Origin of the sequence: Paenibacillus sp. y28 (assembly GCF_037137075.1) — a bacterium.
Taxonomy (GTDB): Bacteria; Bacillota; Bacilli; order Paenibacillales; family NBRC-103111; genus JBBBNV01.
Window position 1 is genome coordinate 50,987 of sequence record NZ_JBBBNV010000010.1, and the last position, 24,905, is coordinate 75,891.

Sequence of the window (24,905 nt, forward strand, 5' to 3'; positions counted from 1 at the left end):
TGGATTTGGCCCGACGTCTTGTGTCCAAAAAAGTCATCCCGATAATCGTTGGATTGAAAAGATTTTATAAAAACTAGAAACTGATTCAATAATGTTATAAACTAGTGATGGTTGTCTGTTGAACTTTTGACAAATCAGAGCTAAAGGGAGGAGACTTGAACTTGCCTAAATATATGCTGCGTCTGCTCGCCTTTAGTTTCTTAATCGGAGCGATTCCGGTCATCACACTCGGTATTTTTTCTTATTATATTGCAACCGGGGATGTGGAGCAGAAGGTGAAGGAAGGCAATCAGCAGCTGCTTCTCCAAACGCAAATGAGAATGGAGCAAACGCTGAAGACGCTGGAGCTGACCTCCATTCAGTATATTAATTCGCCCCAGGTGACATCTGCCATTAATGAAAACCTGGAATCGATACAATACGACAAAATTCGTGACTTATCTATGGGCTTGTACAATTTGCAAACCTTTGCAGGAATAAGCGACGGTTACTTGATCGGACTGGAGAAGGAATGGGTTGTCAGCTTTACTTCCTTCAAGAAGTTTGCTGAGTTCGAGAAAAAAAGCTTAATCGAGCAGTATGCGAAGCACCCGACAAGCTTGTTCTGGGATACAAATCCGGTCGCGGCGGATAACAGCAATCAGGTTGATCCGGAGGGCAATACAACCCCGGCAGCTTCGCAGGCTACAGTCAATATGGTGTATAAGCTGCCGATTGTGCCGATTACAGCGCAGCCAAGAGGATTTTTGGTTATTGAAATTTTGAAATCCCAGCTTTTGACTCAGCTTACCGGAAGCCGTGATCTCGGTTCGATTTATGTGATTAACCGGGAGGGGCAGCATTTTTTGGCTTACGATACCGAATCGGACGCTAAAGCCAGCTACTACGAGAGCCTAAACCAAAAAATTGCGCAGATGGTCCAGGCTACAGGCAAGGAAAACGGATTCTTTAATACCGATATCGGTCAGGAGGAGGTCGGCGTCGCATACCGGGCATCTTCCTACAACGGCTGGATTTACGTATCTGTGGTATCTATTCATGATTTGACCAAAGGAACCCGCAAAATCGCGATGGCAACTATCGTCGCCTGCAGCATTATTTTTGTGGTTATCGGTCTGCTTGCTTTTTTCCTGAGTCGCAAAATGTATTCCCCGATTAAACGGTTGTTTGAGTTCACGAAGGATGTTAACGCGGGGGAGACGAATACGAAGGACGAATTCGTGTCGATCGAGCAGCGGTTCAAAACGCTGTTCAGCACCGGCCAGCAGCTGGAGCAGCAGGTTCAGGGGCAGTTTGTTCAGTTGAAAGAGTTTTTTGTGCTCAAGCTGCTGACAGGACAAATCTCGGAAAGCGATTTTACGTACCGCAGCACAAATTACGGCTTTCCTTTGGAATGGCAAAATCTTGGCCTGCTGACGCTTCAAATCGACACCCTGCAGGGGACGCGTTACCGGGATCATGACCGGGAGCTGCTGCTGTTTGCCATAAACAATATGGTGGGCGAGCTCATTCCGGCGCACCAGCGGTTCAGTCCGGTGCTGCTTGATCAGTCGCAGGTGACCCTGATTACGAGCGATTTGGAGCAGGGCGCTGAATTGAAGGAGCAATTCCATCAAACGGCGGAGCTTATTTTGTCCAAGGTGCAGGAATTTCTGCAAATTTCGGTTAGTATCGGCATCAGCAGTCCGTTCAAGAAGGTTACCGGCTCCGTCCATGCTTACCGGGAAGGCCTGGAATCCCTCAAAAGCCGGCTTAACCTCGGCAATAACATCATTTTGCATTATGAGGATGTGCAGGCGCGCAACAAAGAGCTTGAAGCCACGGTGTATACACAGTTGAAATGGACGGAGGACCAGCTCATTAGCGCCATTAAGCTGGGGGATGCGGCGAAGGTGCATGAATGGTTTGATAAATATATCGCCGATTTGGTGGAAAAGAACGTCAACACGGGCGAATATCCGGTTCTGATGATGCAGCTTGTGTCCAAGCTGTATCAAGTGGTGCAGGAGCAGGGCGGCAATGTGAAAAAAGTGCTCGGCGAACGGGCCACCTATGACCGTTTGTTAAAGCTGAGCACACTGAACGATATTATCGCCTGGTTTAAATCAGACCTTTTTGAGCCGATTATGGCGTTCCTGAATGAACAGGCGGAATCTCAATATATCAACATCGCGAATCAAATGGTCAAGCTGGTCCATGAACGGTATGATCAGGATATCTCTCTGGAATCATGCGCCTCGAAGCTCAATTTTCACCCTGTCTATTTGAGCCGGGTATTCAAGAAGGAGATGGGAATCAACTTCAGCGAGTATTTGGCCGATTACCGGATGAATATTGCGAAGACCTGGCTGGAGACGACAAGTCTAAAAATATCGGAAATTGCCGAACGCTTGAATTACACGAACACGACCGCCTTCATCCGCACCTTCCGCAAAATCGTCGGAATGACGCCGGGTCAATACAGAGAGCATAATAAAAAAGAATAGCAATTCCGCAGCGCCCGTCCGTATGGCTACCATACAGCGGGCTCTTTTTATTGTCCTTATTCAAGGAGAGGATAAGCTGTATTTTCATTGGATAAACAGGGAAAAGTAAATGTACATTCCGCTGCGGCGCAGCTTTATATCTGGATATATCTGGGTATAAAGGCCGATATGCTAAAGTTACACTCCGGCTTCAGAAGGTTAAATTCAGATGATAGCAAGGCTCACAGTCCTTGATTTAACAAGGTTTTTCGCCATTTCGGATGGTGCTGTAAACAGGTTTAAATCAGAGGATAGCATGTTCTGAACGAGCAGGGGATAATAAGCTCAAACGCCAGAGAGAAAGTAGGGAAGAACAGCGATGAGTACTCGAGCCAATGTTAGCTCACAGCCCGCAACCATTCGCAAAAACAACTTAATGAAAGACCTCTTAAGAGATCGCTGGTTATATTTAATGGCTTTACCGGGTATCTTATATTTCGTAGTTTTCAAGTATGTTCCTATGTACGGACTTATTATGGCTTTCCAGGATTTCAAACCGCATCTCGGGTTTCTTGGCAGTCCATTTGTTGGAGTAAAGCACTTTGTTCGTTTCTTCGGGGAAGAACAGTTTTGGCAGTTGTTCCGCAACACATTCCTGCTTGCGATTTACAACCTTGTGTTCTTCTTCCCGCTGCCGATTGTACTGGCCTTGATGCTGAATGAGGTTAGAAGAGAACGATTTAAAAAGTTTGTTCAAACGCTAGTTTACATTCCGCACTTCGTATCCTGGGTTGTAGTTGTAGGTATTTTCTACATCCTGTTTACGACAGAGGGCGGGGCAGTTAATGAATTGATTTTCGCGCTTACAGGTGAAAAGATAGCATTCCTCCTGGAGCCGGGCTGGTTCCGGACCATGATTGTCAGCCAATCGATTTGGAAAGAGGTAGGCTGGGGTACAATTATTTTCCTTGCCGCTCTTGCCGGTGTCGATCTTCAGCTTTATGAAGCAGCGCGTATGGACGGCGCAGGCCGCTGGAGACAGCTGTGGCACATTACGTTGCCCGCTATCCGCAGTACGATTGTAATCTTGCTGATTTTGCGTCTTGGTAACTTCCTGGATGCAGGCTTTGAGCATATCTTCTTGATGCTTACTTCTACGAACCGTGAAGTCGGGGAAGTGTTCGATACGTATGTATATGTAAAAGGGTTGACGCAGGCCCAGTACAGCTATAGCGCCGCGGTTGGTTTGTTCAAATCCGCAGTAGGTCTGGTCCTTGTCGTTGGTGCCAACTGGCTGGCTAAGAAATTCGGCGAAGAAGGCGTATATTAATCCATCATTCCTAGGAGGGCCAATACCGTGCCGACTCATGATAAAAACTGGGGCAACCGCATCTTTGACGGCGTCAACTATTTGCTGTTGACCATTATCGCGCTTGTTACTATCATTCCGTTCATTTATGTCCTTGCTGTGTCCTTTACAGCACCGCACATTGTTGCACAAGGCGGCTTCATCCTGTGGCCGAAGGAGTTCTCGATCTCCGCTTACACGTACATCTTCTCCACCAATACGCTGATGCGCGCTTTGGGTGTATCGATTTACGTTACAGTCATCGGTACCTTGATCAATCTGATTTTTACTTCCCTGCTCGCTTACCCGCTGTCCCGTCCGCAGTTGAAGGGACGCCAGATTATGCTGATGGCTGTACTGTTCACCATGCTGTTCAGCGGCGGTTTGATTCCGACGTACTATGTCGTTAAAGCAATGGGTCTCATTAATACGCTTTGGTCCTTGATGATTCCGACTGCAATCAGCGCGTTCAACCTGATTGTACTGAAAAACTTCTTCCAGCAAATTCCTGACGGCCTGGAAGACTCTGCTAAGATCGACGGATGTAACGATGTCGGCGTCTTGTTCCGTATCGTGCTTCCGCTGTCGATGCCGGCGATGGCCACCTTCGGTCTGTTCTATGCGGTAGACCACTGGAACAAGTACTTTAACGCGGTTATGTACATCAATGACAACGTCAAATGGCCGGTTCAAGTATTGCTTCGCGAAATTGTTATCAATGCGAACAGCCGTGTCGGCGATACCAGCATTGAGGAAACCGAGATTCAACCGCTTACCATCAAAATGGCGGTTATCGTATTCGCAACACTTCCGATTTTGCTCGTGTATCCGTTCCTTCAAAAGCACTTTGCAAAAGGTGTTATGCTCGGTTCAGTTAAAGGGTAATGGCAAGGCCAAGGTTAAATTAGGTTGAGGGAGCCTGTCCCGGTTCATGCCGGGACGCTCTTTTAATAAAAAAAAGATGAAGCACAACCATTAGGAGGTCTGGAAGAAACATGAAAGTGAAATCCCGTTTTGCATTGATCTGTGCGGCGCTTTTTACTACAGCAACAATTGCAAGCGCTTGCGGAAACGCCGGTGAGAAAGCTCCTGCCAATCAGCCGCAATCTCAGGCTGAGGATACATCGCCTTTGAACCTCAGCATCGCGATTTCCCAAGTCGGAGACATTCCGAACAAGGGCAATGAGATTGAGCAAGCAATCGAGAAGTACACGAACACGAAGCTGGATGTTCAATGGATTCCTAGTGCCGCTTACGATGACAAAATCAACGTGATGATTGCCTCCAATGAAATGCCGACGCTCCTGCGCGTCAAGTATGTGCCGAACATTATTAATGCTGTACAATCCGGTCTGTTCTGGGAAATCGGACCTTATCTGAAGGATTACAAAAACCTGAGCGCCAAGAGCGAGCAGTTCTACAGCAATATCAAGGTTGACGGAAAAGTTTATGGGGTGCCGATTTACCGGAATATGGGCCGTACGGCGGTGGTTTATCGGAAAGACTGGATGGACGCGCTGGGTCTGCAGCAGCCGAAAACACTCGATGACTGGTACAATGTTGTGAAAGCGATGACATTGCAGGACCCTGACAAAAATGGAAAAAATGATACGTACGGCATGGTGCTGTTCAAAAAGTATAACGAAGGTACGGAAGCGCTGACAACTCGTCTGGCCGTAAGCCAAGGCGCACCGAACAAATACGCGGTGGACAAAGACGGCAACTTCACGCCGGAGTTTTACACGAAAGAATACAACGATGTTCTGAAGTTCTACAAACGCCTGTATGACGAGAAATTGCTGAACCAGGATTTCGCGGTATTCGATGCAACGGAAGCCGAAAAGCTGTTTGACACAAACCGTCTGGGTGTCCGGATCGCTGTTGCTACCAACGGGAAAAGCCAGCAAGACCGCTTGTCCAAAAACAACCCGAACGCTGTAGTGGATGTTATGCCGCTGGAAGGTCCGAACGGACTGAAAATCGCTGCTGAAAGTGGTAACAACGGATTCTTCGTTATCCCGAAATCCTCGGTCAAAACAGAGGCTGAATTGAAGCGTGTCTTGAAGTTCCTGGATCAGCTTGGTGACGAGCAAATGTCCACCCTGCTGCTGCGTGGTATCGAAGGCAAGCACTATGCAAAAACAAATGATAACCGCACGGAATTCGTAGGCGACGGCTTTAACGTGTTCCAACGTGAAGTGAAGCCTTACCGTGATAACCTGCCGGTTCTCGAAGGCTACAATGTACCAAGCCTCAAGGATGTGGCTATTGGTGAAAAAGGAACCAAAATGGAATCCGAGGGTGTCAAATACATCGTTACGAACCCTGCGCTGAACTTGACTTCCGCGACCTACTCTGAAAAAGGGAAAGAGCTGGAGCAGATGATTTGGGATGCTCAAACCAAATTTATTATGGGCAAAATCGATGAGGCCGCTTACCAGGCCGAAATTGAAAAATGGAAAAAAGCCGGCGGCGAAAAAATGCTGGCTGAGTACAAAGCAGACTATTTGAAACAAAACAAAAAATAATCGTCAAGTGTATATGACTGCGCAAGCAATGAAGAGTTTGACTCTGGATTGCTTGCGCATATTTTTGATTATAGGATCATGGTATAATACTACTGATACTAACTTGAGCTGGAGAGGAAGGAACAGGTTCATGTCACTTGGAGTGCTTGCACATAACTACGGGAAATTACCCTATGCGGAACTAGCCGCCAATATTGGAGAAGCAGGGTTCTCCTATGTTCAATTGGCGCTGTCCAAGGCTATCGCGGATGTGGATTGCGGACTCGGTAAATTAAGTCCGGGACTGGCAACGAGAATTACGGAAGCGTTTCACCGCCAAGGTGTCTCGATTGCCGTACTTGGCTGCTACGTTGATTTAATTGAATTGGATGATACCGCTTTCCGGAACAATATCGACCGTTTCAAGGAGCATATCCGCCATGCCCGATATTTCGGCAATGCAATGGTAGCCAGTGAAACAGGGAAGCCGAAGCCGGGCGCAGATTTGAGCAGGCACTGGGCCCGGATGCGATCAGCGGTAGAAGAAATAGCCGAAGAAGCGGAGAAATGGGGCGCGGTTGTTGCTCTTGAAGTGGCGGAGGACCATCTGGTCGATACACCGGAGAAGCTGGCGCAATTGCTGGACGAGGTGCCTTCCAGCAACCTCGGGGTTCTGCTTGATCCGGTTAACCTGCTGTCACAGGAAAGAGCGTCCCGTCAGGATGAAATTGTTGAACGTGCATTCGAACTGCTCGGCAGCCGGATTGTACATACGCATGCCAAGGACTTCATCATGAATCCAGAGGGCCAATTCCAGGTTGTCCCGGCAGGCCAAGGCCAACTGAATTACCCGCTGTTTATTGAGCGGCTGAATCAGTACAAGCCTCTGGTCACAATGACGCTTGAGCAGGTGAAGCCGCATGAAGCGGCAGCTTCCATTCGTTTCTTGCGTGACCAGTTTCAGCAGGCTGCCGGACCCAACGTGCGATGATTAGGCCCGATTCTTTTTTGGAAGATGTGTATGCTCGTGTCACTCAAGACGCATTCTCCAGCGGCGGGACGAACCCGGAGGCCTGGAAGCTGCGCAGGCAGCTAATGAAGGTTGCTCTTTCGGAGAAGCTTGGTCTAACGGATATCCCGGTTCGCACGGTTGTGGGCCGATCTGTGCTCGAAGAGGAAGTGGACTGCGGCTCCTATGTGCGGCAGCGCCTCCTGCTGGATACCGGGGAGCGGCTGACGATGCCTATGTACGCTTTAATTCCGAAGGAAGGACCTGCTGTAAAGCCCGCTGTGCTGGCCGTACACGGACACGGCTATGGTGCGAGAGAGGTGATCGGCCTCCAGCCGGATGGCAGCCAGAATGAAGGACCGAACCTGTATCATAATTTCGCGGTAGAGCTTGCCGGGAAAGGGTTTATTGTGCTGGTGCCGGAGCTGCTCGGCTTTGGGGAGCGCAGGCTGGAGCAGGACGCGGATTTGGAGCCGAAGCAGAACTCCTGCCAGCGTCTGGCGACCACCCTGCTTACAGCGGGAACGACCTTGGCCGGCGTCCGTATTTACGAGATGCTGCGCGCCCTGGATTATTTGGAGGAGCGCCCCGATGTGGATAGCGCCCGTATCGGAGGTATGGGGATGTCCGGCGGCGCGATGGTAGCTGCGTTTCTTGCGGCGCTGGATGAGCGGGTTCGTGCTATTGTGCTGAGCGGATATGTGAATACGTTCCGGGACAGTATACTAAGCATCCGGCATTGTGTGGATAATTATGTGCCCGGCCTGCTGCAGGTCGGGGAGCTGCCGGATTTGGTGGGACTGATTGCCCCCAGGCCGCTGCTGGTCGAAAGCGGGGAAGCGGATCGGATTTTCCCTGTTCACGGCTCCAAAGCGGCCATTTCCCGCCTCGCTGAAATTTATGGATTTTTTAATGCATCGGAACAGCTGGTGCATGATTTGTTCGAAGGCGGTCATGAAATTAGCGGCCGGCTCGCCTATGACTGGCTGGAGCAACAGCTATAATCCTTGTCTCAGATTGAAAAGCGGCTTTTTCGGATTCAGGTCCGAAAGGCCGCTTTTTGTATGAATTGGTGTGGTGTCATTATAGGATATCCTGTAATCATTACCGGGGAAATAAACGGTTTTTAGGCATAAAAAATCGTTTTCGGGCCAAACTGAACGTGGTTAAAACCATACGATTGATTGATATCGGGGAGCTTTGCATAATGAATGAAGAAGCGGCAAACACTGCTCAAACAAAGAACAAAAATCAAGGAGGTCTGTCAAATGAAAGGAATGTCCCGTATTGCACTCATTTGCGCCACGATTTTTACAACTGCCTCGATTGTAAGCGCTTGCTCTAGTGGAAATACATCTTCACAAGGCTCTCAAAGTCCGTCGGCTTCACCTGCGCAGGCGGTGGACAATACACCGCTGGAGCTTAGTCTGGCGATTAAACAGGTTGGCGATATCCCGGCAAAGGGGAACGCCATAGAGCAAGCCATGGAGAAATATACGAATACGAAGCTTGACATTCAATGGATTCCGAGCGCGGCGTTCGCAGATAAAATCAACGTCATGATTGCCTCCAACGAAATGCCGAAGCTGATGGATGTAGAATATACGCCTAATATTTTGAACGCGGCGCAATCGGGAATCTTTTGGGAGATCGGACCTTACTTAAAGGAATTCAAAAACCTGAGCGCCCAAAACGAATTGTTCTTCAATAATATTAAGGTCGAAGGAAAAATTTACGGTGTTCCGCTGTTCCGCAACATGGGACGCGCGGCCATCGTGTACCGGAAGGACTGGTTCGACGCGCTGAACCTGAAAACTCCAAAAACGCTGGATGAATACTATGAGGTTATTAAGGCGCTGACATTGAACGATCCGGACAAAAACGGCAAGAATGATACGTACGGCATGGTGCTTTTCAAAAAATATAATGAAGGTGTAGCCGCAGTAACGACCCGTCTGGCGGTTTCGCAAGGCGCGCCGAACAAATGGGCTGTGGATAAGGACGGAAATTTCACGCCGGAATTTATGTCCAAAGAGTACCATGACGTGTTAAAATTGTTCAAACGGCTGTACGACGAGAAGCTTCTGAACCAGGACTTCGCTGTACTCGATAATACAGAAGTGGAGAAAATGATGGATTCCGGCCGTCTGGGTATGAGAAATGCCGTTGCCACTAACGGGAAGAGCCAGCAGGACCGCCTGTCCAAAGCGAATTCGAATGCTGTCGTCGATGTATTCAGCCTGGAAGGCCCGCAAGGCATCCGTATCGCCTCCGAAAACGGAAACAACGGCTTCCTCGTGATTCCGAAATCCTCCGTCAAAACGGAAGCTGAAGTAAAACGTATCCTCGGCTTCCTCGACAAGCTGATGGATCCGGAAATGTCGACGCTGCTGCTCCGCGGTATCGAGGGCAAGCACTTTGCCAAAACAAACGACAACCGCACGGAGTTCGTTACTGATGGCTTCAACTTATTCCAGCGTGAAGTGAAGCCTTACCGCGACAACCTGACCGTTCTGGAAGGCTATAACGTTCTGCCGTTGAAGGATGTTGCTATCGGTGAAAAAGGAACGAAGATGGAATCCGAGGGCATCAAGTATATTGTGCCGAACCCTGCGCTGACGCTTACTTCCGCTACCTACAATGAAAAGGGCAAAGAGCTGGATCAGCAAATTTGGGATGCTCAAACCAAATTCATTATGGGCAAGCTGGATGAAGCCGGCTACCAGGCGGAAATCGAGAAGTGGAAGAAATCCGGCGGTGAAAAGGTTATGGCGGAGTACAAAGAGATGTATCTGAAACAAAACAAAAAGTAAGCAGAGCTCTGAAAACGCTTGAAATAAAAAGGAAAGCCGTGCTGTCGAAGGACAGCGCGGCTTTTTTCCTGCGTAAAGGGCCGGGTGACTGGATTACAAGCCATGGCGGGAGGTGTTCGCTGGAAGTGCCGGTGCTATAATGAAGGGGAATGAAGAGAGCAGCAGCAGATGACGAGTGGGGAGAGTGTCTTCATGTGGCAAAGGCTGAGGCGCGATACAGTGCCTCCCGGTCAGAAATATTCCAAGGAAGCAGTGATAGCGCTTACGATTCATTGGTGCTTCATGTTTGGAAACTCGATGTCCGGCGTATTTCTGGTTTTGTATTTGTGGCGCTTGACCGGCGATTTGACCATGAGCGCCGTCTACAACGTTACGACGTACGTCATGACCATCGTTATTTTTGCCTATGGCGGCTGGCTTGCTAAACGGAAGGATCGGCTGTTTACATGCAGACTCGGTATTTTCCTCATTTCTCTTTTTTACCTGGCTGTGGTGCTTGCAGGGGAAGAAATCGTCCGCTGGTATGTGCTCTTCGCAATGGTGCAGGGACTGGCCGGATCGTTTTATTGGGTCAGCTATATTACGCTGCAGTACGACGTTTCGACAGATGAAAACCGTGCGCGGTTTTTGGCGATTAATTTTAACGTGACAACGTCGGCCTCCTTAATGGGTCCGGCCTTGGCGGGCTTTCTGATTAGCCGGTTTCAGGGCCTGCATGGATATGTGCTTGTGTTTGGACTTGCTTTTGTGATGTATCTGGTCGCATTTCTGATCAGCTTCCGCATGAAGCTGGACAGCAGCCATCACCGCACCTACTATTTGCGTCTGATGGGGCAGGTGATGCGGCGGGAGCCGAAATTTACCCGGGCGCTGATCAGCTGGTTTGTGTTCGGTCTATTGCAGGGCGTAATGCTATTCCTGCCTAACATCCTGCTGTATACTGTCGTTCCGAAGGAAAACGTCATCGGATACCTCGGTGTCGGCTTCTCGCTGCTTAGTATTCTGGTCAGTTCTGTGCTGGCCCGCGTAGGGGGAGGGGAGCTTCAGCTGCGCTATTTGGTCCTGTCGCTCGCCGGGCTGAGCGCCGGTGCGCTGCTGCTGAACTGGGATATGACTTTGGTGACGGTCCTTATTTTTATTACCCTGCACGCCGTTAACAACCCGGTTCAAAATAACCTGGTCGGCACTCATTATTACCAGCTCATCGGGAAGCTGCCGCTCAAAGGAGTCATCCGTATTGAGACGGTTGTCATTCGCGAAGCGTTTTTGAATGTTGGAAGAATTTGCTCTATCGGCATTATGCTGCTGCTAACCTCGGATGTTCAGGGCATAGGTATGGCGCTTACGCTGCTCTTCATCGCGCTGCTGCAGTTTGTCCAGGTATGGTTTTTGAACATGGACCAGAGGGCCGATCAGGATCGGCTCAAGCAGCCGACGATGAGCGCATAAGTCCGGTTCGGGCGCTGCTTGCCAGAAAGCGCCGTTTCAGCTGCGAGGTGAGCGGCTTTTCAACGAACAGGTGGGTCAGTGATCCGGCAAGAATGGCCCCGGCGATAAGCAGGCTTGCCGAGACGGGCCGGCTGACATAATCAGGCAAATGAATGGCGTGAAAAAGCTTGCTCAGGACGGAGATAGCAGGCTGGTTCGTTAAATAAATCGCGTAAGAGGCGCTGCCCAAATGGTGAATAAACCGGGGCAGCGTTATTTGCTTTTTTTGGTCCAGACTGGAGAGGCCGAGGATGGTCAGGATAGAAAACACCGTGTAGCCGACGGATAAATCAAGAGGAAACCAGGAGTACGCATAATTGAGCCAGCATAAGGGAAACCCGATGATGCCTGCGGCCGCAGCAGGCAGCCCGAAGCGGAAGCTGTAATTCATGATCGCGTGAGCTGTGAAGGCCCCCAGCGCGAACTTCAGGAACTCGGCGTTGAACATAAATCGCAGCAAGAAAGGCTCCAAGCGAACGATCTGCAGGGCGGCGCAGGCGGTAATAAGAAGCCAGAGGGCAATCAGGCTGCGGGACAGCCAGGGAGGCAGGCCGATCAGCAGGGAAAATACGAGGTAGTAAAAAACGGTGTAAACAAGAGACCAGGCGACACCAAGCACAGGATTATGCTCTTGGGGGAAAAGCAGGAACGACTTGACAATTACCCAAGGCTGCGTTTCATAGCCGACACCATAATCGGGCACCAAAAAATAAATAGGGACGATACAGGCAAGAATGCACCAATAAACCGGATAAATCCGGAGCAGACGGCCGAGCAGGAATGCTTTGAATTTCTCTTTTTTGCCGAAATCCTGATGAAATACGTAATACAGCATAAAGCCGCTAAGCACGAAAAAAAAATCGACTCCCCCCGAGTAAGGAATGTCGGTCATCCCGAGGAAACGGTAATCGAAATATTTGGCCGAGAATTGGCTCGTATGCAGCAGTACGACCAGAAGCGGGACAATGGCCCGCGCAGCTTGAATCAGAAGCAATTTCTTCGTCATGGCTCCCATCTTCCTTTCCGTTAAATAAACCCTGCACTTTGAGGGACGGCCAGACATGGCAGAGGTCCGGCCAGCTTCATTGATACAAAGTGTATCTAAAAACATCATACTACTTTTCCGTATAAAGGGAAATACCAAAAATAATTAAAGATACCATATGTATCATATTGATACTAAATGTATCATGTGTTATTACTATAATTAGGGGAATTGAATTTACAGCCGGGTGGTCACTGCAATGGTGCGGAGGAGGGGGCACAATCAAACGACATGAAATGAAGGGATGGATTACAAGGAATGAAACTTGGAAAACGGATTTCAGAATTACGTGAGCAGCAGAAAATAACACAGGAGGAGCTTGCCCGCATCATAGGGGTAACACGTGCAGCCTTGTCCCACTATGAGAATGACCGCAGACAGCCCGCTTACGATACCCTCAAAAAAATCGCCCAGTTTTTTTCGGTGAGTGTCGAGTATGTGATGGAAGATAGTCACGCAGTACGGAACGCCCATGACAGAATGAACATGAGGTGAGTCCATGGTAAAGCAACTATTTGTTATGCGGGCCTTTGCATGCTTATGTATCGCCATGTATTATGCCATTGGTACGGCCTCCTCCAGCTATCCCCTAAGCATTCATTCCACCGAGCAGCGGATTTGGTTTTATTTGTTTCCGCTTTTGCTTTGCGCGGCCCCGATGTTTATTTTTATTTCTGAATTTCTGGTTGCCCGTGCGTATCCGGATCAGCCGAAGAAAGGCTTCTTGGTTAACCGCCTCCGCTACATGATGATCCCGTATGTGAGCATGGGCATTTTTTATGCCGCGTTCGAAGCGGGGATTAGCCGGTCGCTGGATATTTTTACATCCAAGCTGTGGTCCAACATGATGCTCGGCGGGTTTCACGGTTACTTTGTCCTTATCATATTTCAGTTTTATCTTCTTCATTTATTTTTCCACAAAATCGCCGATGCCTGTAAGCCTGTCATTGTTTTGGCGGGGGCGTTCCTCATTCAAGCTGCCTATCTATGGCTGGCGGCTGAGTTCTGGTATGAGCCCGGCCAGCGGTTTTCGTTCTGGTGGTATCCGTTTACCGGCTGGCTGTTTTATTTCACCGCCGCTTATTATGCGGGACGCTACGATTTGCAATTCGAGCAGCTATTAAGCCGGCATTGGAAATGGATTGCTGTTCTTCTTCCAATCGCCGGCGCCATGTTCGTCTGGCTGTACCCGATGAATTTGTTTCCGCTCGGCTCAAAGCGCCCGGACATTATTATTTATGCCATCGCTGCTATTTGCGCGCTTTTTCTGGTGGCGACCAAAATCAAACGCCCTCCCAAGCTAATCGTATGGATTAGCCAGCTCTCCTTCGGAATATATCTGCTGAATCCTTTCTTTTACCGCTGCTTTGAAAAAGTGCTTTCCGGTTTATTAGTCCCGCACCTCAGCTTCAGTCTCTATACCTTCGTTCTATTCGGAGCCAGTACGTCCGCCTCTATGCTGGCCGTCTGGCTGCTGCAGCGTCTTCCGCTAGGCAGTTATCTGGTTGGCAAGATTGGAAAGGGCTTTCATGAGGAGCGGGAAGCTGAATTACGGTCCCCCAAAGAGGGAGCCCCGCTGACCCCTCGCGTGTAGAAGCCCGTCCGCCAATCATGAAAAAAAACCGGCCGGAACAGCGGACTGTTCCAGCCGGAGGCGAATGTCATCATGCTGTTGGCACGGATTCTCCTGACTTCTTTTCTTATCTCGCTGAGCTTCGGCTGCGCGCAGCTCCCAGCGCGGGGTGTTTCCCTGCATGACGGCGGCTCGTCGACCACTTCGGGGTTAGTTCGACGGCCAGAGCGCTCCCTTAACATCATAGTCCCACTGGGGAAATGGAGCCGATACGCCGTTGCTGGTGGTGAGCAGCACCTTCACGCCGTCGCCGGTGGTGAATTGCGGCAAGCTGACCGACACGGACTTGTTCTGGCATACGTCGAGCGAAATCAGATTGGCTCCCGCGGGGTCGCTGCTGACCAGCTGTCTGCTCTGGCTGTCGCTTGCCCAGTAGACCGACACGTACTGGGAGCGGGCGTAAGGTGTCGTGAAATCCACCCGCAAGGTGTAGGACTGGCCGGCCTGCAGAGCAATGGAGCCGCTCATGTTGCTGGCATAATCGCAGGCTTTGACGACCAGCGTGTCATTCACATAGAGCTGGGTGTTGCAGTCGATCGTATCGATATGGAACGTATACGTTTCAGAGTATTTCGGGACGATTGTACCGGTCCAGCGCCAGGAGCCCTTGCGGGAAGGCAGATAGGATGTAGTGCTGTCGAAGTGGATTAAATCCACGTTCCGTTCTGAGATCAGGGTCTGGAATTTCTCGTCGGAATACGCCTGTTCCTTGAAGGTGCTGCCGGTTCTGACCGGATAAGCGCCCCAGCTGATTTCCGCTTTTCCCGACACGCTTGGGGTAAAGGTGAAGGTGGCGCCGGAAGCAGATGGTGTGAGCGAGGTATTCTGGATCAGCGGCCCTTTCGCCGATTCCTGCACGAGCAGAAACCGGGGATAATCGACCATTTCCATTCGAACGGTCAGTGTCGTCGCCGTGCGCTTAACAACATTGACCTCTTGTTCACTGTCGGTTACCGGATCGTAGGCGGTGACTTTGGCTCCTGTCCCCCGGATATTGGACAGCGTGACCTCGTACACTTGCGGCGGCATTTCATAGCGCTTCGTATCCAGCGGGTCCTTCGTATCCGTGTAGCTTTTTACCAAATTGCGGGTCACTACGTAGTAGCCAATCGCATATTTGTCGGCATCAAGCTGGAATGGCAGAATTGCGGCGTCCTCCTGGTTGTAGCCCGTCGGATGCGCCGGGGTATCGTCGCCCTCATACACAATGCGCGGCACATATTCATACAAGCTGTCGACCTTGATGGGCCGCGGATGATCAATCGGAACACCGGTTTTCATCAGCTTCGTTACATTAGCAACGGCTTTCAGCTGCGGGCCGATTTGGCTGCGGACCTTGTCTGTCAGTTGATAGTTGCTGTTCTTAAGCTCTGTGAAAAACGCATCCGGCAAAATCCCGTAGGCCAGGTCCCCGCCTTTGACGGAATACAAATTAATGGTGTGGATGCCTTTATGGGCATAGAACACATAATTGCGCAGCGTCGATTTCGTGCCGATCCAGTGCATGACATTCATGAGCTTGGCATTGCTGGCGCTGACAGTCGTTTTATTCATCAGCTCTGTCGCAAACAGATTGCGGTTAAAGTTGGTTTCCGTCATCCATACTTGCGCCGTCTGGCCGTTGCCGGGGTTGGCGTAGCGGTGATGATCCGGATAAGGGCCGGGGAAGGGCTGAATGTCACGAACGACGTATTCGGTCTGGTACGCGTAGAACCACCGTTCCGGGAACGCGCTGATGTGGTATGGCACATACTGGGCTTGCTCCAGTTGTCCGATGCCGTCATAGGTTGTATTGGCTTTAAACGAGGTTGTTTCGTTGCTGATGACCGAGCTGCTGCTGTAGCCGGTGTAATAATGCCGGCTGAAGCCGCTTTGCCCTTTCCAGATGGAGGAGCCGCTGTCCCACGGACGCTGGTTGGAGAAGCCGCTGATGACCTGGACGCCGGGCAGCTTGTTGTTGGGGTCATTGACGTAGTCGACGGTCATGGGGAGAATAACCTCCACACCGGTCTGCGTCTGGCCGTGGTTCGTGTAGGTAAGCGGAGTAGAGAAAGTAAACTTGGTCTCATAGTAGTTATTAATGTCAAGAAACTCGCTGCCGAAGGAATATTCATTCCATACCTCAAGGTCAAAGCCGGCGTCGGCAGCGCCTTCTGTACCCAAGGCATTCTTGGCAAAAGAGGTCACTGCGCCGACATAGGTCATCCAGCCGTTTACGGTTTCCTGTGCAGCCGGATTGGCGGCGCCGCTGGCGTAGACCGCCCCCGAGAAAGGCTGATACTTCAGAGTGACAAGACTCAAGGCCCCGGCGGGCAGTGCTTTTTTGAGCGGAGCGGAGAGGACGCATTCGCCGGTAGAGGCATTGACGGCTGTAATAACCGGATACATGAGCTTGGAATCCTGTCCCTGAAGTCCGGTATAGAACGGCTTGATGGCGGAGACATCGCTTACATAAATGACCTTGTCGCCTGCCGCCGCCGCTTTGGTCAAGGTCACGGAGGTCGCCTTGCTTGGGGCGGGGCCGCCGGAGTTGGCATTCAGCAACAGGATCGGGCGGATTCCGTTGTTTTTCAAAGCCTGGAGCATGGTGGTCGCATTTTTGCTCTGCTGGTCAATCAGCCTGGTCGGGTCATCATAAGAAATGTTGTTCCAGCCAATCTCCAGCCGGGCCGAGCGGATTCCAGCCTCGCCGAGCACTTGTGCCGTAGCGGGCGCTTCGCTAGGTCCGACGTTAAACACGACACCCATGACTTCCAAATAGCGCCGACTGTCCCATGTATCCATATAAGACCGCCATGGCGCGTAATAGTAAGAATGAATTCCAAACGGAATCTCCTGGTCCTTCCAGTTGGCGTAAGGGGTTTGAAGCTTGGCGGACTGGTTCAGGAATGAAGATGAGCTGTCAAACAGACCCGCCGTAAGAGCAAGGATAAGGCTTATCATGGCCATGCTGGTCTCCTCCTTTTTTACTACTGTTCAACATTGACATGATACAAAATGTATACTAAAATGAGAGTTGTTAGATACATTTTGTATCTAATTTCGATACCGCTTTATTATCGTAAGGGAGGCTTTGTTATTTTGAATATCGGCTTGATGGAGGTTGCCTATGGTGATTCAGCTGCTGCGATCCCTCTACGATCATAATATTCCTGTCCAACAGCAAGGTGAGGTATACGAGCATATTTTGAAGGAAATTGAGTTGTTTTCCATCTCTCCCCAAGTATATCAGCTGCTGCAAAACACGGATAGCCTGGAGCAGGTGCCGCCTTTTTTCGCCGAACGGCTGAAGCAGCATTTCAAACGGGGGCTGGTCCATAATTTATTCATGAAGCGGGTGGAGGACGACGTGCTGCGCTGCTTCGAGCAGTGGAGAATGGAAGTGATTCCTTTGAAGGGAACCCGGTTCGCCCAGCGGTATTTCGGTCATGTGGCGGCCAGAGTGACCAGCGATGTGGATTTGCTGGTTCAGGCGGATATGCTGGACACGGCTATTCAGCGGCTGGTCTCCATCGGCTTTGAATTTGAAATCATTAAAGACCACCACGCCCGCCTGATGAAAAATGGGATGATGGTGGAGCTTCACTGGACGCTGGATAAACAGCATTGGTCCGATTTGGACGCCGCGCCGTTCTGGCGGGAGGCTCAGCCGGCCGAAGGCTTTTCCTATGTCAAGCAGTTATCCGATTTGCATTCGTTTTATTTCATTTGTCTGCATGGCGCACGTCATCAGATGGATTCGATCCGTTATGTGCTGGATGTGGCTCAGGTTCTTTACCGCCATGGCGACCGGATTGACCTGCAGGCTTTACTGGATCAGGCTGCCGCCGATAAAACCGCCAAACGGCTGCAGGCCGTGCTGTCCATCGTATATCAGGTTTTCCCCCGGCTTCATACCCGTTATCCCCTGCCGTTTGAGCCCATTGAAACCCACTGGAGCTACGACACGCTGAAAAATGCGCGCCATGGCACGCGAACGAAGAAATATTACTTGTATAAGCTATTTTTCCGCCATTTTATTTATGACACCTTCAAGCATCAAATGAAATCTATTCACAAGCCATATTAAGGAGCCCGTAACCAATGGAAAAAAAAGAATTGGCCATGAAGACGTATGATGTACGTATTGCGGAGCATGAAGTCAGATTCGAGACGTCCTCCGAATGGGTCATGAAGTATGTGCAGGAAAAATACAGTGCAGGTGCTGCAGCGGCACCGGCAGCAGCGCCGCATATGACGATCCGGATCGAGGAAGGGTATGGCGTGCCGTTCGTCAGCTTCGATCTGGATATTCGTTCCGGCGCGGAACAGATGATGTATACCCGGGCCGATTACCGGATTACTGCTGCATCGGATTATACGGAGGCCCTGATTGAGGTTCACGATGATCTGGCTTTAAAGCATGCAATGCTGAACTTGTATAGCGCTTTCATTATTCATCATGAATGGGGACTGCTTATCCATTCGTCCTGTCTGGCGGATAAGGGCCGGGCCTTCCTGTTCGCCGGGCATTCGGGAGCGGGGAAATCGACAGTTGCGCTGCTTTCCCGGCCGCGTCCGGTATTGTCCGATGAGGCGACGATTGTGAAGCTGTCGCCGGGCGAAGCGCTGATATATGATTCCCCGTTTCGCAGCGACTCCGAATGGGCTTCGCATGCAGGCGCATATCCGCTTGCGGGCATTCAGCTGCTTCGCCAGGCTCAGCAGAACCGCCGGACGAGTGTCGGGAAGCTCAACGGGATGGTCGAGCTGATGAACCGGGTGTTTTATTGGAAGCAGCATCCGGAGGAGACGAAGAAGGTGCTCCGGCTGTGCATGCAGCTGGCGCAAAGGGTGCCGGTATACGAGCTGTATTTTCAAAAAAACAATACGTTTTGGGAGGTTGTATCCTGATGAAGCTGTATCGCCGGATGACCGAAGCAGATGCGTTTGAAATGGATCAGGAATGGATGATTATGAACGCCGAGCAGTGTACGGTAACCAAACTGAGTGAATCCGGCGCTGTCTGCTGGGAGCTTCTGAAGGAAGACCAGTCCATGAGCTCGCTCGTCGCGGGCTTGCAGGAAATCTATGATGTGACGGAGGAAGAAGCGATCCGGGATATCGACAGCTTCCTGACGGAAATGATAAAAGCCGGCCTGGTGCAGTATGCAAGTTAGCCGCCAAACAGAACGCGTCGTCCGGGCCGTCCTGAAGGAACGCGGTTATATCGAAATTGCTTCAAACGGCGTCAGCATGTTCCCGCTCATCGCCTCCGGAACGATTTGTAGATTCGAGCCGCTGCCTGAACGCGGCCCGCGCAAAGGGGATATTGTGCTCTATATGGGGGATAACGGCACCTTCGTCGGCCACCGGTTTCACAAGCAGGTACGCCGCAACGGTGAGGAATGGTACGTATGCAAGGGGGACTCCGTGACTTATCCGGACCCCCTGATTCGCAAAGAGCAATTTATCGGCAGAATGGTGACGATTCACGGCAAGCGCTACTCCGTGCGCACGGACAGCCTGTGGCAGCGCGCCTGGGGGAGTCTGCTGGTTTCATACCCTTCGCTTTCGGTGCTGATCCGGTGCTTGGTTCGGGTAAAGCTGAAGGCGCAAGGCATGAGGGCCAGCCTATGAAGGGGATCAAAGGGCTGCAGGCCAGGCTGATGAAGCTGCTGGAAATCGGGCAGCTCCGCAAGCCGATGGCGCTGCTTCTGCCGTATATTGCCCGCTATGGGCTGCTGTATGGAATACTTCTTGTTCTGCTTCTGGTTGGCATCGGCGTCACGTTATTTCATTCCTGGTTTTTGCAGCAGATGACGGATGCCGCGGTCAGCGGGAATCTCCGGGAAGCCGGATGGCTCCTGCTGGCGGGAGCGGGCGTTGTACTGGTAAGCGCCTTGGCGCTGTATTTAAACACGGTTCTGGAAGCCAAAGCGGTACATGGGGTCAAGCGGGATCTCAAAATCGATCTGTTCCATCATCTGCTGCGTCTTCCGGCAAAATACTATGGCCGCCATCATTCCGGCGAGCTGACCTCGTACATGACCAACGATATGAACAATATCGACGGTGCGATCGGCTCCAATCTGCTCAGTATGCTGAGAATGCCGCTGATGGCGCTGGCGGCTTTTGCCTATTTATGCTGGCTGAACTGGCAAATGGCGCTGCTATGCATCGTAATTGGCCCGATCAGCTTGTTGTCCGGGGCTGTGTTCGGCAAGCTGATGCGCAGGCAAAACCGGGAAATTCATGACGCGCTCGGCAAGCAGCAAAGCTTTCTTCATGATACCTTTGCCGGATATGCCGTCATCCGTTCATTCATTCTGGAGAAAGCGATGTATGCGAAGTATGAGGCGCACAGCGATCATCTGTTATCCATGGAGATGAAGGTATCCAGGCTGAGAGGCTGGTTTCAGGCGGGAGCGGGATCCGCCGGGACGCTGGCTTACTTGTCCAGCTTCGGCCTTGGGGCTTATATGGTGATGCAGGGCAGCTTGACATTGGGCAAGCTGATGGCTTTTGTCACGCTGATGCAATATTTGATTTACCCGCTTACCGGGCTTGCCGGCAAATGGGGCGCTTTCCAGCGTTCGCTCGCCGCAGTTGAACGGATTCAAGGCGTATTCGCCGAGCAGCCGGAAGCACGAAGACTGCCGGAGGGCAGTCAGGTGGCGAAGCTGACGTCCGGTGTAGAGCTGCGGCGCCTCTCATTCAGCTATGACGGCGTATCCCCTGTCATTCGGGATTTCTCGCTGACGGTCCGGAGTGGACAAATGGTGGCCCTGGTTGGCCCAAGCGGAGCGGGAAAAAGCACGCTATTTCATCTCTTGCAGCGGTTTTACAATCCTGACGAGGGCGAGGTGCTGCTTGACGGGCGGGCGGCGGGCGATATGCCGCTGGCCGAGCTGAGGAGCTTCATTTCGTATGTGCCGCAGGAAACGTATCTGTTTGCCGGGACGATCCGGGACAATATCGCATACGGCAGCAGCGGGGCGACGGAGGAGCAAATTGTTCAGGCTCTGAAGGACGCCAATGCCTATGAATTCGTTATGGCTTTGCCGGACGGCCTGCATACCGATATCGGAGAGCGCGGCTTGAAGCTGTCCGGCGGCCAGCGCCAGCGTCTGGCTATTGCCCGGGCCGTATTGAAGAATGCCCCTGTGCTGCTGCTCGACGAAGCGACCTCCGCGCTCGATAGCGAGGCCGAGCTGCTTGTGCAGGAGGCGCTGGATCGGCTGATGCAGGGCAGGACGACCTTGGTCATCGCGCACCGGCTGTCCACGATACAGCATGCGGATGTCATCGCCGTTCTGGATCAAGGCCGGGTTGTCGAACAGGGGCAGCATCAAGAGCTGCTGGATCGGAACGGACTGTATACCCGTCTATATCATATGCAATTTCACAGCAAGCGGACTGAATCTCAAGGAACGCCGCAGCCGCCGGATGAGGCTTCGCTGCCGGCCAGCGCCGCCTTCCGCAGCTCACGCCAGGCCATGAACAAAACCGTGTAGCCGCCTATAAGGCGGTAAGCACGGTTTTGTTGTGTGCGGGCACATTGTAACAACAAAAAAAAGCAGAGATGAACGGGTTCATCCCTGCGCCGGGTACACCGTATTCCATTTTCATGAGTGGTTATGGCTTCGGATAAGCGTTGTGGCCGCCATTTCCATCGGGGCAAATAATCCAGCCGCAAACCTCAATGCAGTTGGAGTATCCGGTTTCAAACACGATTGGCTCATGTGCGAAAACAGCCGGTTTACTGTAGGTCTTTTTGTTCATTCATTTCACCTCCCTCGGGTTGAACGTTTTTCGATACTAAATGTATCTACAACTAGATTATATTCATTGTTTGAATGAATGTCTAGGGGGTATTTGGAAAAAAAGAAATAAAATTAGACGATATGTATCGCCTGATTGGATTTTGTGCAGTTTTTAACAAAAAATAAGGATTGACAAGATACGATATGTATCTTAAAGTTAGAATATGTTATGATACATTGTGTATCGGGAGGGTCGTTATGGAACTGAATGAATTATTCCAGATTGTGAAGAAGCGTCTCTGGTTGATTGTGTGCTGTGTGCTGGTCGCCGTTGTGACCACAGCAGTCTACAGCTACTACTATATTCAGCCCGTCTATTTCGCATCAACCAAGCTCATTGTCAACAAAACGATTGAAATCGACCAAATCGGACGCGAGCAGATGGATTTCGGCGCCATGGGCATCAATTTCAGCCTGATTAATACCTATAAGGAAATTATTAAAAATCCGGCCATCACAGAAAAGGTGGTGCAGCGCCATCCGGAGCTGGGCTTAACTGCAGAGCGTTTAAGCCAGGTCATCGATGTTCAATCCGTCAATAATACCCAGGTGATGACCATCACCGCCCGCGACAGCTCTTACCCCAAAGCGATGCAAATCGCGAATGCCGTTTCCGAGGTATTCCAGACCGAAATTCCTAAAATTATGAAGGTGGATAACGTAACCATTTTGAACGCTGCCCAGATGCAAGAAAACCCCGTTCCGATGAACGCCTCCCTGAAAAACCAGTACATGCTTATCGGCGTGGCGCTGGCCCTGCTGTTCGGTATTGCCATCAGCTTCTTGATTGAATATTTGGATGACACGCTGAAGACGGAAGAGGATGTTATGCAGCTGCTCGGCACGCCTGTGCTGGCCGCTGTCGGCAGACTTCCAGGGAATCAAATGCTTCCGATGAAAAAGAAACCGATACGAAAACGGGCAGGTGAAGCTTCCAATGCAAAGCTTGAGCACTAGAGGCGAGGGTGTTCCGGGCCTATCCTCGGGCCGTATCTCCGAACAGTACCTTGCACTGCGGATTAATCTTGACTTTGCCATTCAGGAGCAGCAGGTGAAATCGATTGCCGTTACCTCGCACCGCCGGGGGGAAGGAAGGACGACCACGGCGATGCATTTGGCTTATGCCTATGCCGAAGCAGGGTTTAACACAGTGCTGATTGATGCCGATTTGAGAACGCCGTCGCTTCATGCTGCCTTCGGCTGGAATAACCGGAACGGGCTGACTCAGATTTTGGATGGCTCCGAGCAGCTTGGACCGATTCTCCGCAGCGCGGGTATAGAACGGTTGTCGGTTATCCCTTCCGGCCCCGTGCCTCCGAATCATGTGGAGCTGCTTGCATCACGCCGGATGGACGAATTGCTTGAGCAGCTGAAGCAGCAGTTCGACATGGTGCTGCTGGATACTCCACCGGCTTCCGGGTATATCGACGCCAAAGTGATTGCGGCCAAAAGCGACGGGTATTTGCTCGTCATGGAGCATGGCAAGGTGAAGCGGCTGGCAGCCAGGAAGCTGAAGGATGAATTCGGCCGGCTTCGGGCGAACCTGCTTGGCGTCATGCTCAACAAGGTCAACGGAAAAAAGCTGTAGCATACGGGCTGTGCCTTCATTACGGACTCCACTGGATCTCCGAAGCATTTTCCGCCAACGAAAATGAGGTAATGTCTACTGCACCTTTATCACTGTAGGCACTCGGCCATGCTGTGGGTTGGCTCAACCTTAGACATTAATTGTCGAGGGTGTGGTGTGAGGATGGGTTAAATGCCCTGTTTACTGCGGTAAATAAAAGCTCTAGCGATGCTGTCGTATCGCCTGGCGCTACAACAGCATGGCCAGTACTTTTATGAAATCCAACAAAATTGATATGGAGGAACAAAAAAGATGAAAAAAGTAAAAAAAGCCATTATTCCAGCAGCGGGTCTAGGAACGAGATTTCTCCCGGCTACCAAAGCCATGCCGAAAGAAATGCTTCCGATTATTGACAAGCCCACCATTCAATATATTGTGGAAGAAGCTGTAGAGTCCGGGATTGAGGACATTATTATCGTCACCGGCAAAAACAAACGCTCCATTGAGGATCATTTCGACCATGCGTTCGAGCTGGAAACGAATCTGGCGGAGCGCGGCAAGCTGAAGCTGCTGGAGGAAGTACAGCGTTCCTCCAAGGTCGAGATCCACTATATTCGCCAAAAAGAGCCGAAAGGGCTCGGACACGCAGTCTGGTGCGCCAGAAGATTTATCGGCGATGAGCCGTTTGCGGTGCTGCTTGGCGATGACATCGTTCAGGCCGACACGCCTTGCCTGAGACAGCTGATGGATCAATATGAGGCGACAGGCTCCTCGATTATCGGGGTTCAGCCAGTGTCTGAGCAGGAAACCCAGCGTTACGGCATTGTGGACCCGATGAGCCGGGCCGGCAATTTGTACAAGGTGCGCAACTTCGTAGAGAAGCCGCCTGCAGGCAAAGCGCCTTCCAATTTGGCGATTATGGGCCGTTATATTTTGACCCCTGAGATTATGAGATTTCTGGATTTGCAGGAGAAGGGGGCCGGGAATGAAATTCAGCTGACCGATGCCATTCAAAAGCTGAATACCGTGGAGCCTGTGCATGCATATCATTTCCAAGGGGTGCGGTATGATGTCGGGGAGAAGCTCGGCTTTATATTGACGACGCTGGACTTTGCGCTTCACAACCCGGATCTGCAGGGGCCGCTGCTGGTCGAGCTGGAGCGTCTGGTCAAGACGCATTCCCTGTCACAGCTTATCGGTTAAAAAGCGGATTCAGAGAGGTGGA

21 protein-coding genes are annotated in these 24,905 nt (G+C 51.1%); 18 read left to right on the forward strand and 3 right to left on the reverse strand.

Annotated features, from left to right (window positions below):
- The first annotated feature begins 161 nt into the window (after positions 1 to 161).
- The 8 genes from WBG83_RS10250 (at position 162) to WBG83_RS10285 (ending at position 11,591) form a co-directional block, all read left to right on the forward strand.
- On the forward strand, positions 162 to 2,486 hold the full coding sequence (locus WBG83_RS10250) for an AraC family transcriptional regulator (protein ID WP_336744924.1): 2,325 nt from the start codon (positions 162 to 164) through the stop codon (positions 2,484 to 2,486).
- A 358-nt stretch (positions 2,487 to 2,844) separates the two neighbouring features.
- A complete protein-coding gene (locus WBG83_RS10255) occupies positions 2,845 to 3,795 on the forward strand; it encodes an ABC transporter permease (RefSeq protein WP_336744925.1) in 951 nt (316 codons plus the stop codon).
- Between the two features lie 27 nt (positions 3,796 to 3,822).
- A complete protein-coding gene (locus WBG83_RS10260; protein WP_336744926.1) occupies positions 3,823 to 4,698 on the forward strand; it encodes a carbohydrate ABC transporter permease in 876 nt (291 codons plus the stop codon).
- Between the two features lie 110 nt (positions 4,699 to 4,808).
- A complete protein-coding gene (locus tag WBG83_RS10265) occupies positions 4,809 to 6,341 on the forward strand; it encodes an extracellular solute-binding protein (protein ID WP_336744927.1) in 1,533 nt (510 codons plus the stop codon).
- Positions 6,342 to 6,471: 130 nt separating this feature from the next.
- Positions 6,472 to 7,311, forward strand: coding sequence for a sugar phosphate isomerase/epimerase family protein (locus tag WBG83_RS10270; protein WP_336744928.1), 840 nt, complete (start codon positions 6,472 to 6,474; stop codon positions 7,309 to 7,311).
- Positions 7,308 to 8,333, forward strand: coding sequence for a dienelactone hydrolase family protein (locus WBG83_RS10275; protein WP_336744929.1), 1,026 nt, complete (start codon positions 7,308 to 7,310; stop codon positions 8,331 to 8,333). Before WBG83_RS10270 ends, WBG83_RS10275 begins: the two co-directional genes overlap by 4 nt.
- Before the next feature lie 273 nt (positions 8,334 to 8,606).
- Positions 8,607 to 10,142 (forward strand): extracellular solute-binding protein, encoded by a 1,536-nt coding sequence (locus WBG83_RS10280; RefSeq protein ID WP_442955825.1) that lies wholly within the window; start codon positions 8,607 to 8,609, stop codon positions 10,140 to 10,142.
- A gap of 192 nt (positions 10,143 to 10,334) precedes the next feature.
- Positions 10,335 to 11,591 carry an MFS transporter gene (locus tag WBG83_RS10285; RefSeq protein WP_336744931.1) on the forward strand — a complete coding sequence of 419 codons (1,257 nt, stop codon included), beginning with the start codon at positions 10,335 to 10,337 and terminating at the stop codon, positions 11,589 to 11,591.
- Here WBG83_RS10285 and WBG83_RS10290 read toward each other — a convergent pair.
- Entirely contained in the window at positions 11,566 to 12,636 is a 1,071-nt protein-coding gene (locus WBG83_RS10290; protein WP_336744932.1) for an acyltransferase family protein, read from the reverse strand. The genes WBG83_RS10285 and WBG83_RS10290 overlap by 26 nt on opposite strands.
- A gap of 297 nt (positions 12,637 to 12,933) precedes the next feature.
- Between WBG83_RS10290 and WBG83_RS10295 the strand changes: the two genes are divergently transcribed.
- Together WBG83_RS10295 and WBG83_RS10300 are read left to right on the forward strand one after the other, a co-directional pair.
- Positions 12,934 to 13,170, forward strand: coding sequence for a helix-turn-helix domain-containing protein (locus tag WBG83_RS10295; protein WP_336744933.1), 237 nt, complete (start codon positions 12,934 to 12,936; stop codon positions 13,168 to 13,170).
- Between the two features lie 4 nt (positions 13,171 to 13,174).
- A complete protein-coding gene (locus tag WBG83_RS10300; RefSeq protein ID WP_336744934.1) occupies positions 13,175 to 14,269 on the forward strand; it encodes an acyltransferase family protein in 1,095 nt (364 codons plus the stop codon).
- A gap of 189 nt (positions 14,270 to 14,458) precedes the next feature.
- Here WBG83_RS10300 and WBG83_RS10305 read toward each other — a convergent pair whose 3' ends face one another.
- Positions 14,459 to 17,257: a PA14 domain-containing protein gene (locus WBG83_RS10305; protein ID WP_336744935.1), complete on the reverse strand. Its 2,799-nt coding sequence runs from the start codon at positions 17,255 to 17,257 to the stop codon at positions 14,459 to 14,461.
- A gap of 160 nt (positions 17,258 to 17,417) precedes the next feature.
- Here WBG83_RS10305 and WBG83_RS10310 point away from each other — a divergent pair, with 160 nt between their 5' ends.
- Genes WBG83_RS10310 through WBG83_RS10330 form a run of 5 tightly spaced genes read left to right on the forward strand, consistent with a single transcriptional unit; the run spans position 17,418 to position 21,804 of the window.
- Positions 17,418 to 18,377: a nucleotidyltransferase family protein gene (locus WBG83_RS10310; protein WP_336744936.1), complete on the forward strand. Its 960-nt coding sequence runs from the start codon at positions 17,418 to 17,420 to the stop codon at positions 18,375 to 18,377.
- Between the two features lie 14 nt (positions 18,378 to 18,391).
- Positions 18,392 to 19,201, forward strand: coding sequence for a hypothetical protein (locus WBG83_RS10315; protein ID WP_336744937.1), 810 nt, complete (start codon positions 18,392 to 18,394; stop codon positions 19,199 to 19,201).
- Positions 19,201 to 19,467: a PqqD family protein gene (locus WBG83_RS10320; protein WP_336744938.1), complete on the forward strand. Its 267-nt coding sequence runs from the start codon at positions 19,201 to 19,203 to the stop codon at positions 19,465 to 19,467. Before WBG83_RS10315 ends, WBG83_RS10320 begins: the two co-directional genes overlap by 1 nt.
- Positions 19,457 to 19,927 carry a hypothetical protein gene (locus WBG83_RS10325; RefSeq protein WP_336744939.1) on the forward strand — a complete coding sequence of 157 codons (471 nt, stop codon included), beginning with the start codon at positions 19,457 to 19,459 and terminating at the stop codon, positions 19,925 to 19,927. The genes WBG83_RS10320 and WBG83_RS10325 overlap by 11 nt, the downstream gene beginning before the upstream one ends.
- Positions 19,924 to 21,804 (forward strand): ABC transporter ATP-binding protein, encoded by a 1,881-nt coding sequence (locus tag WBG83_RS10330; protein WP_336744940.1) that lies wholly within the window; start codon positions 19,924 to 19,926, stop codon positions 21,802 to 21,804. The genes WBG83_RS10325 and WBG83_RS10330 overlap by 4 nt, the downstream gene beginning before the upstream one ends.
- 121 nt (positions 21,805 to 21,925) lie before the next feature.
- Here the strand turns inward: WBG83_RS10330 and WBG83_RS10335 are convergent, their stop codons facing one another.
- Positions 21,926 to 22,072, reverse strand: a complete 147-nt coding sequence (locus tag WBG83_RS10335; protein ID WP_336744941.1) for a hypothetical protein — start codon at positions 22,070 to 22,072, stop codon at positions 21,926 to 21,928.
- Positions 22,073 to 22,311: 239 nt separating this feature from the next.
- On the opposite strand from WBG83_RS10335, the gene WBG83_RS10340 reads away from it, so the two are divergent.
- The 3 genes from WBG83_RS10340 to galU all read left to right on the forward strand — a co-directional run bounded on the left by WBG83_RS10340 (position 22,312) and on the right by galU (position 24,883).
- Positions 22,312 to 23,070 (forward strand): YveK family protein, encoded by a 759-nt coding sequence (locus WBG83_RS10340; RefSeq protein ID WP_336744942.1) that lies wholly within the window; start codon positions 22,312 to 22,314, stop codon positions 23,068 to 23,070.
- Positions 23,051 to 23,701: a CpsD/CapB family tyrosine-protein kinase gene (locus WBG83_RS10345; protein WP_336744943.1), complete on the forward strand. Its 651-nt coding sequence runs from the start codon at positions 23,051 to 23,053 to the stop codon at positions 23,699 to 23,701. Before WBG83_RS10340 ends, WBG83_RS10345 begins: the two co-directional genes overlap by 20 nt.
- Before the next feature lie 291 nt (positions 23,702 to 23,992).
- Positions 23,993 to 24,883 carry a UTP--glucose-1-phosphate uridylyltransferase GalU gene (gene galU / locus WBG83_RS10350; protein ID WP_336744944.1) on the forward strand — a complete coding sequence of 297 codons (891 nt, stop codon included), beginning with the start codon at positions 23,993 to 23,995 and terminating at the stop codon, positions 24,881 to 24,883.
- Positions 24,884 to 24,905: the final 22 nt, after the last annotated feature.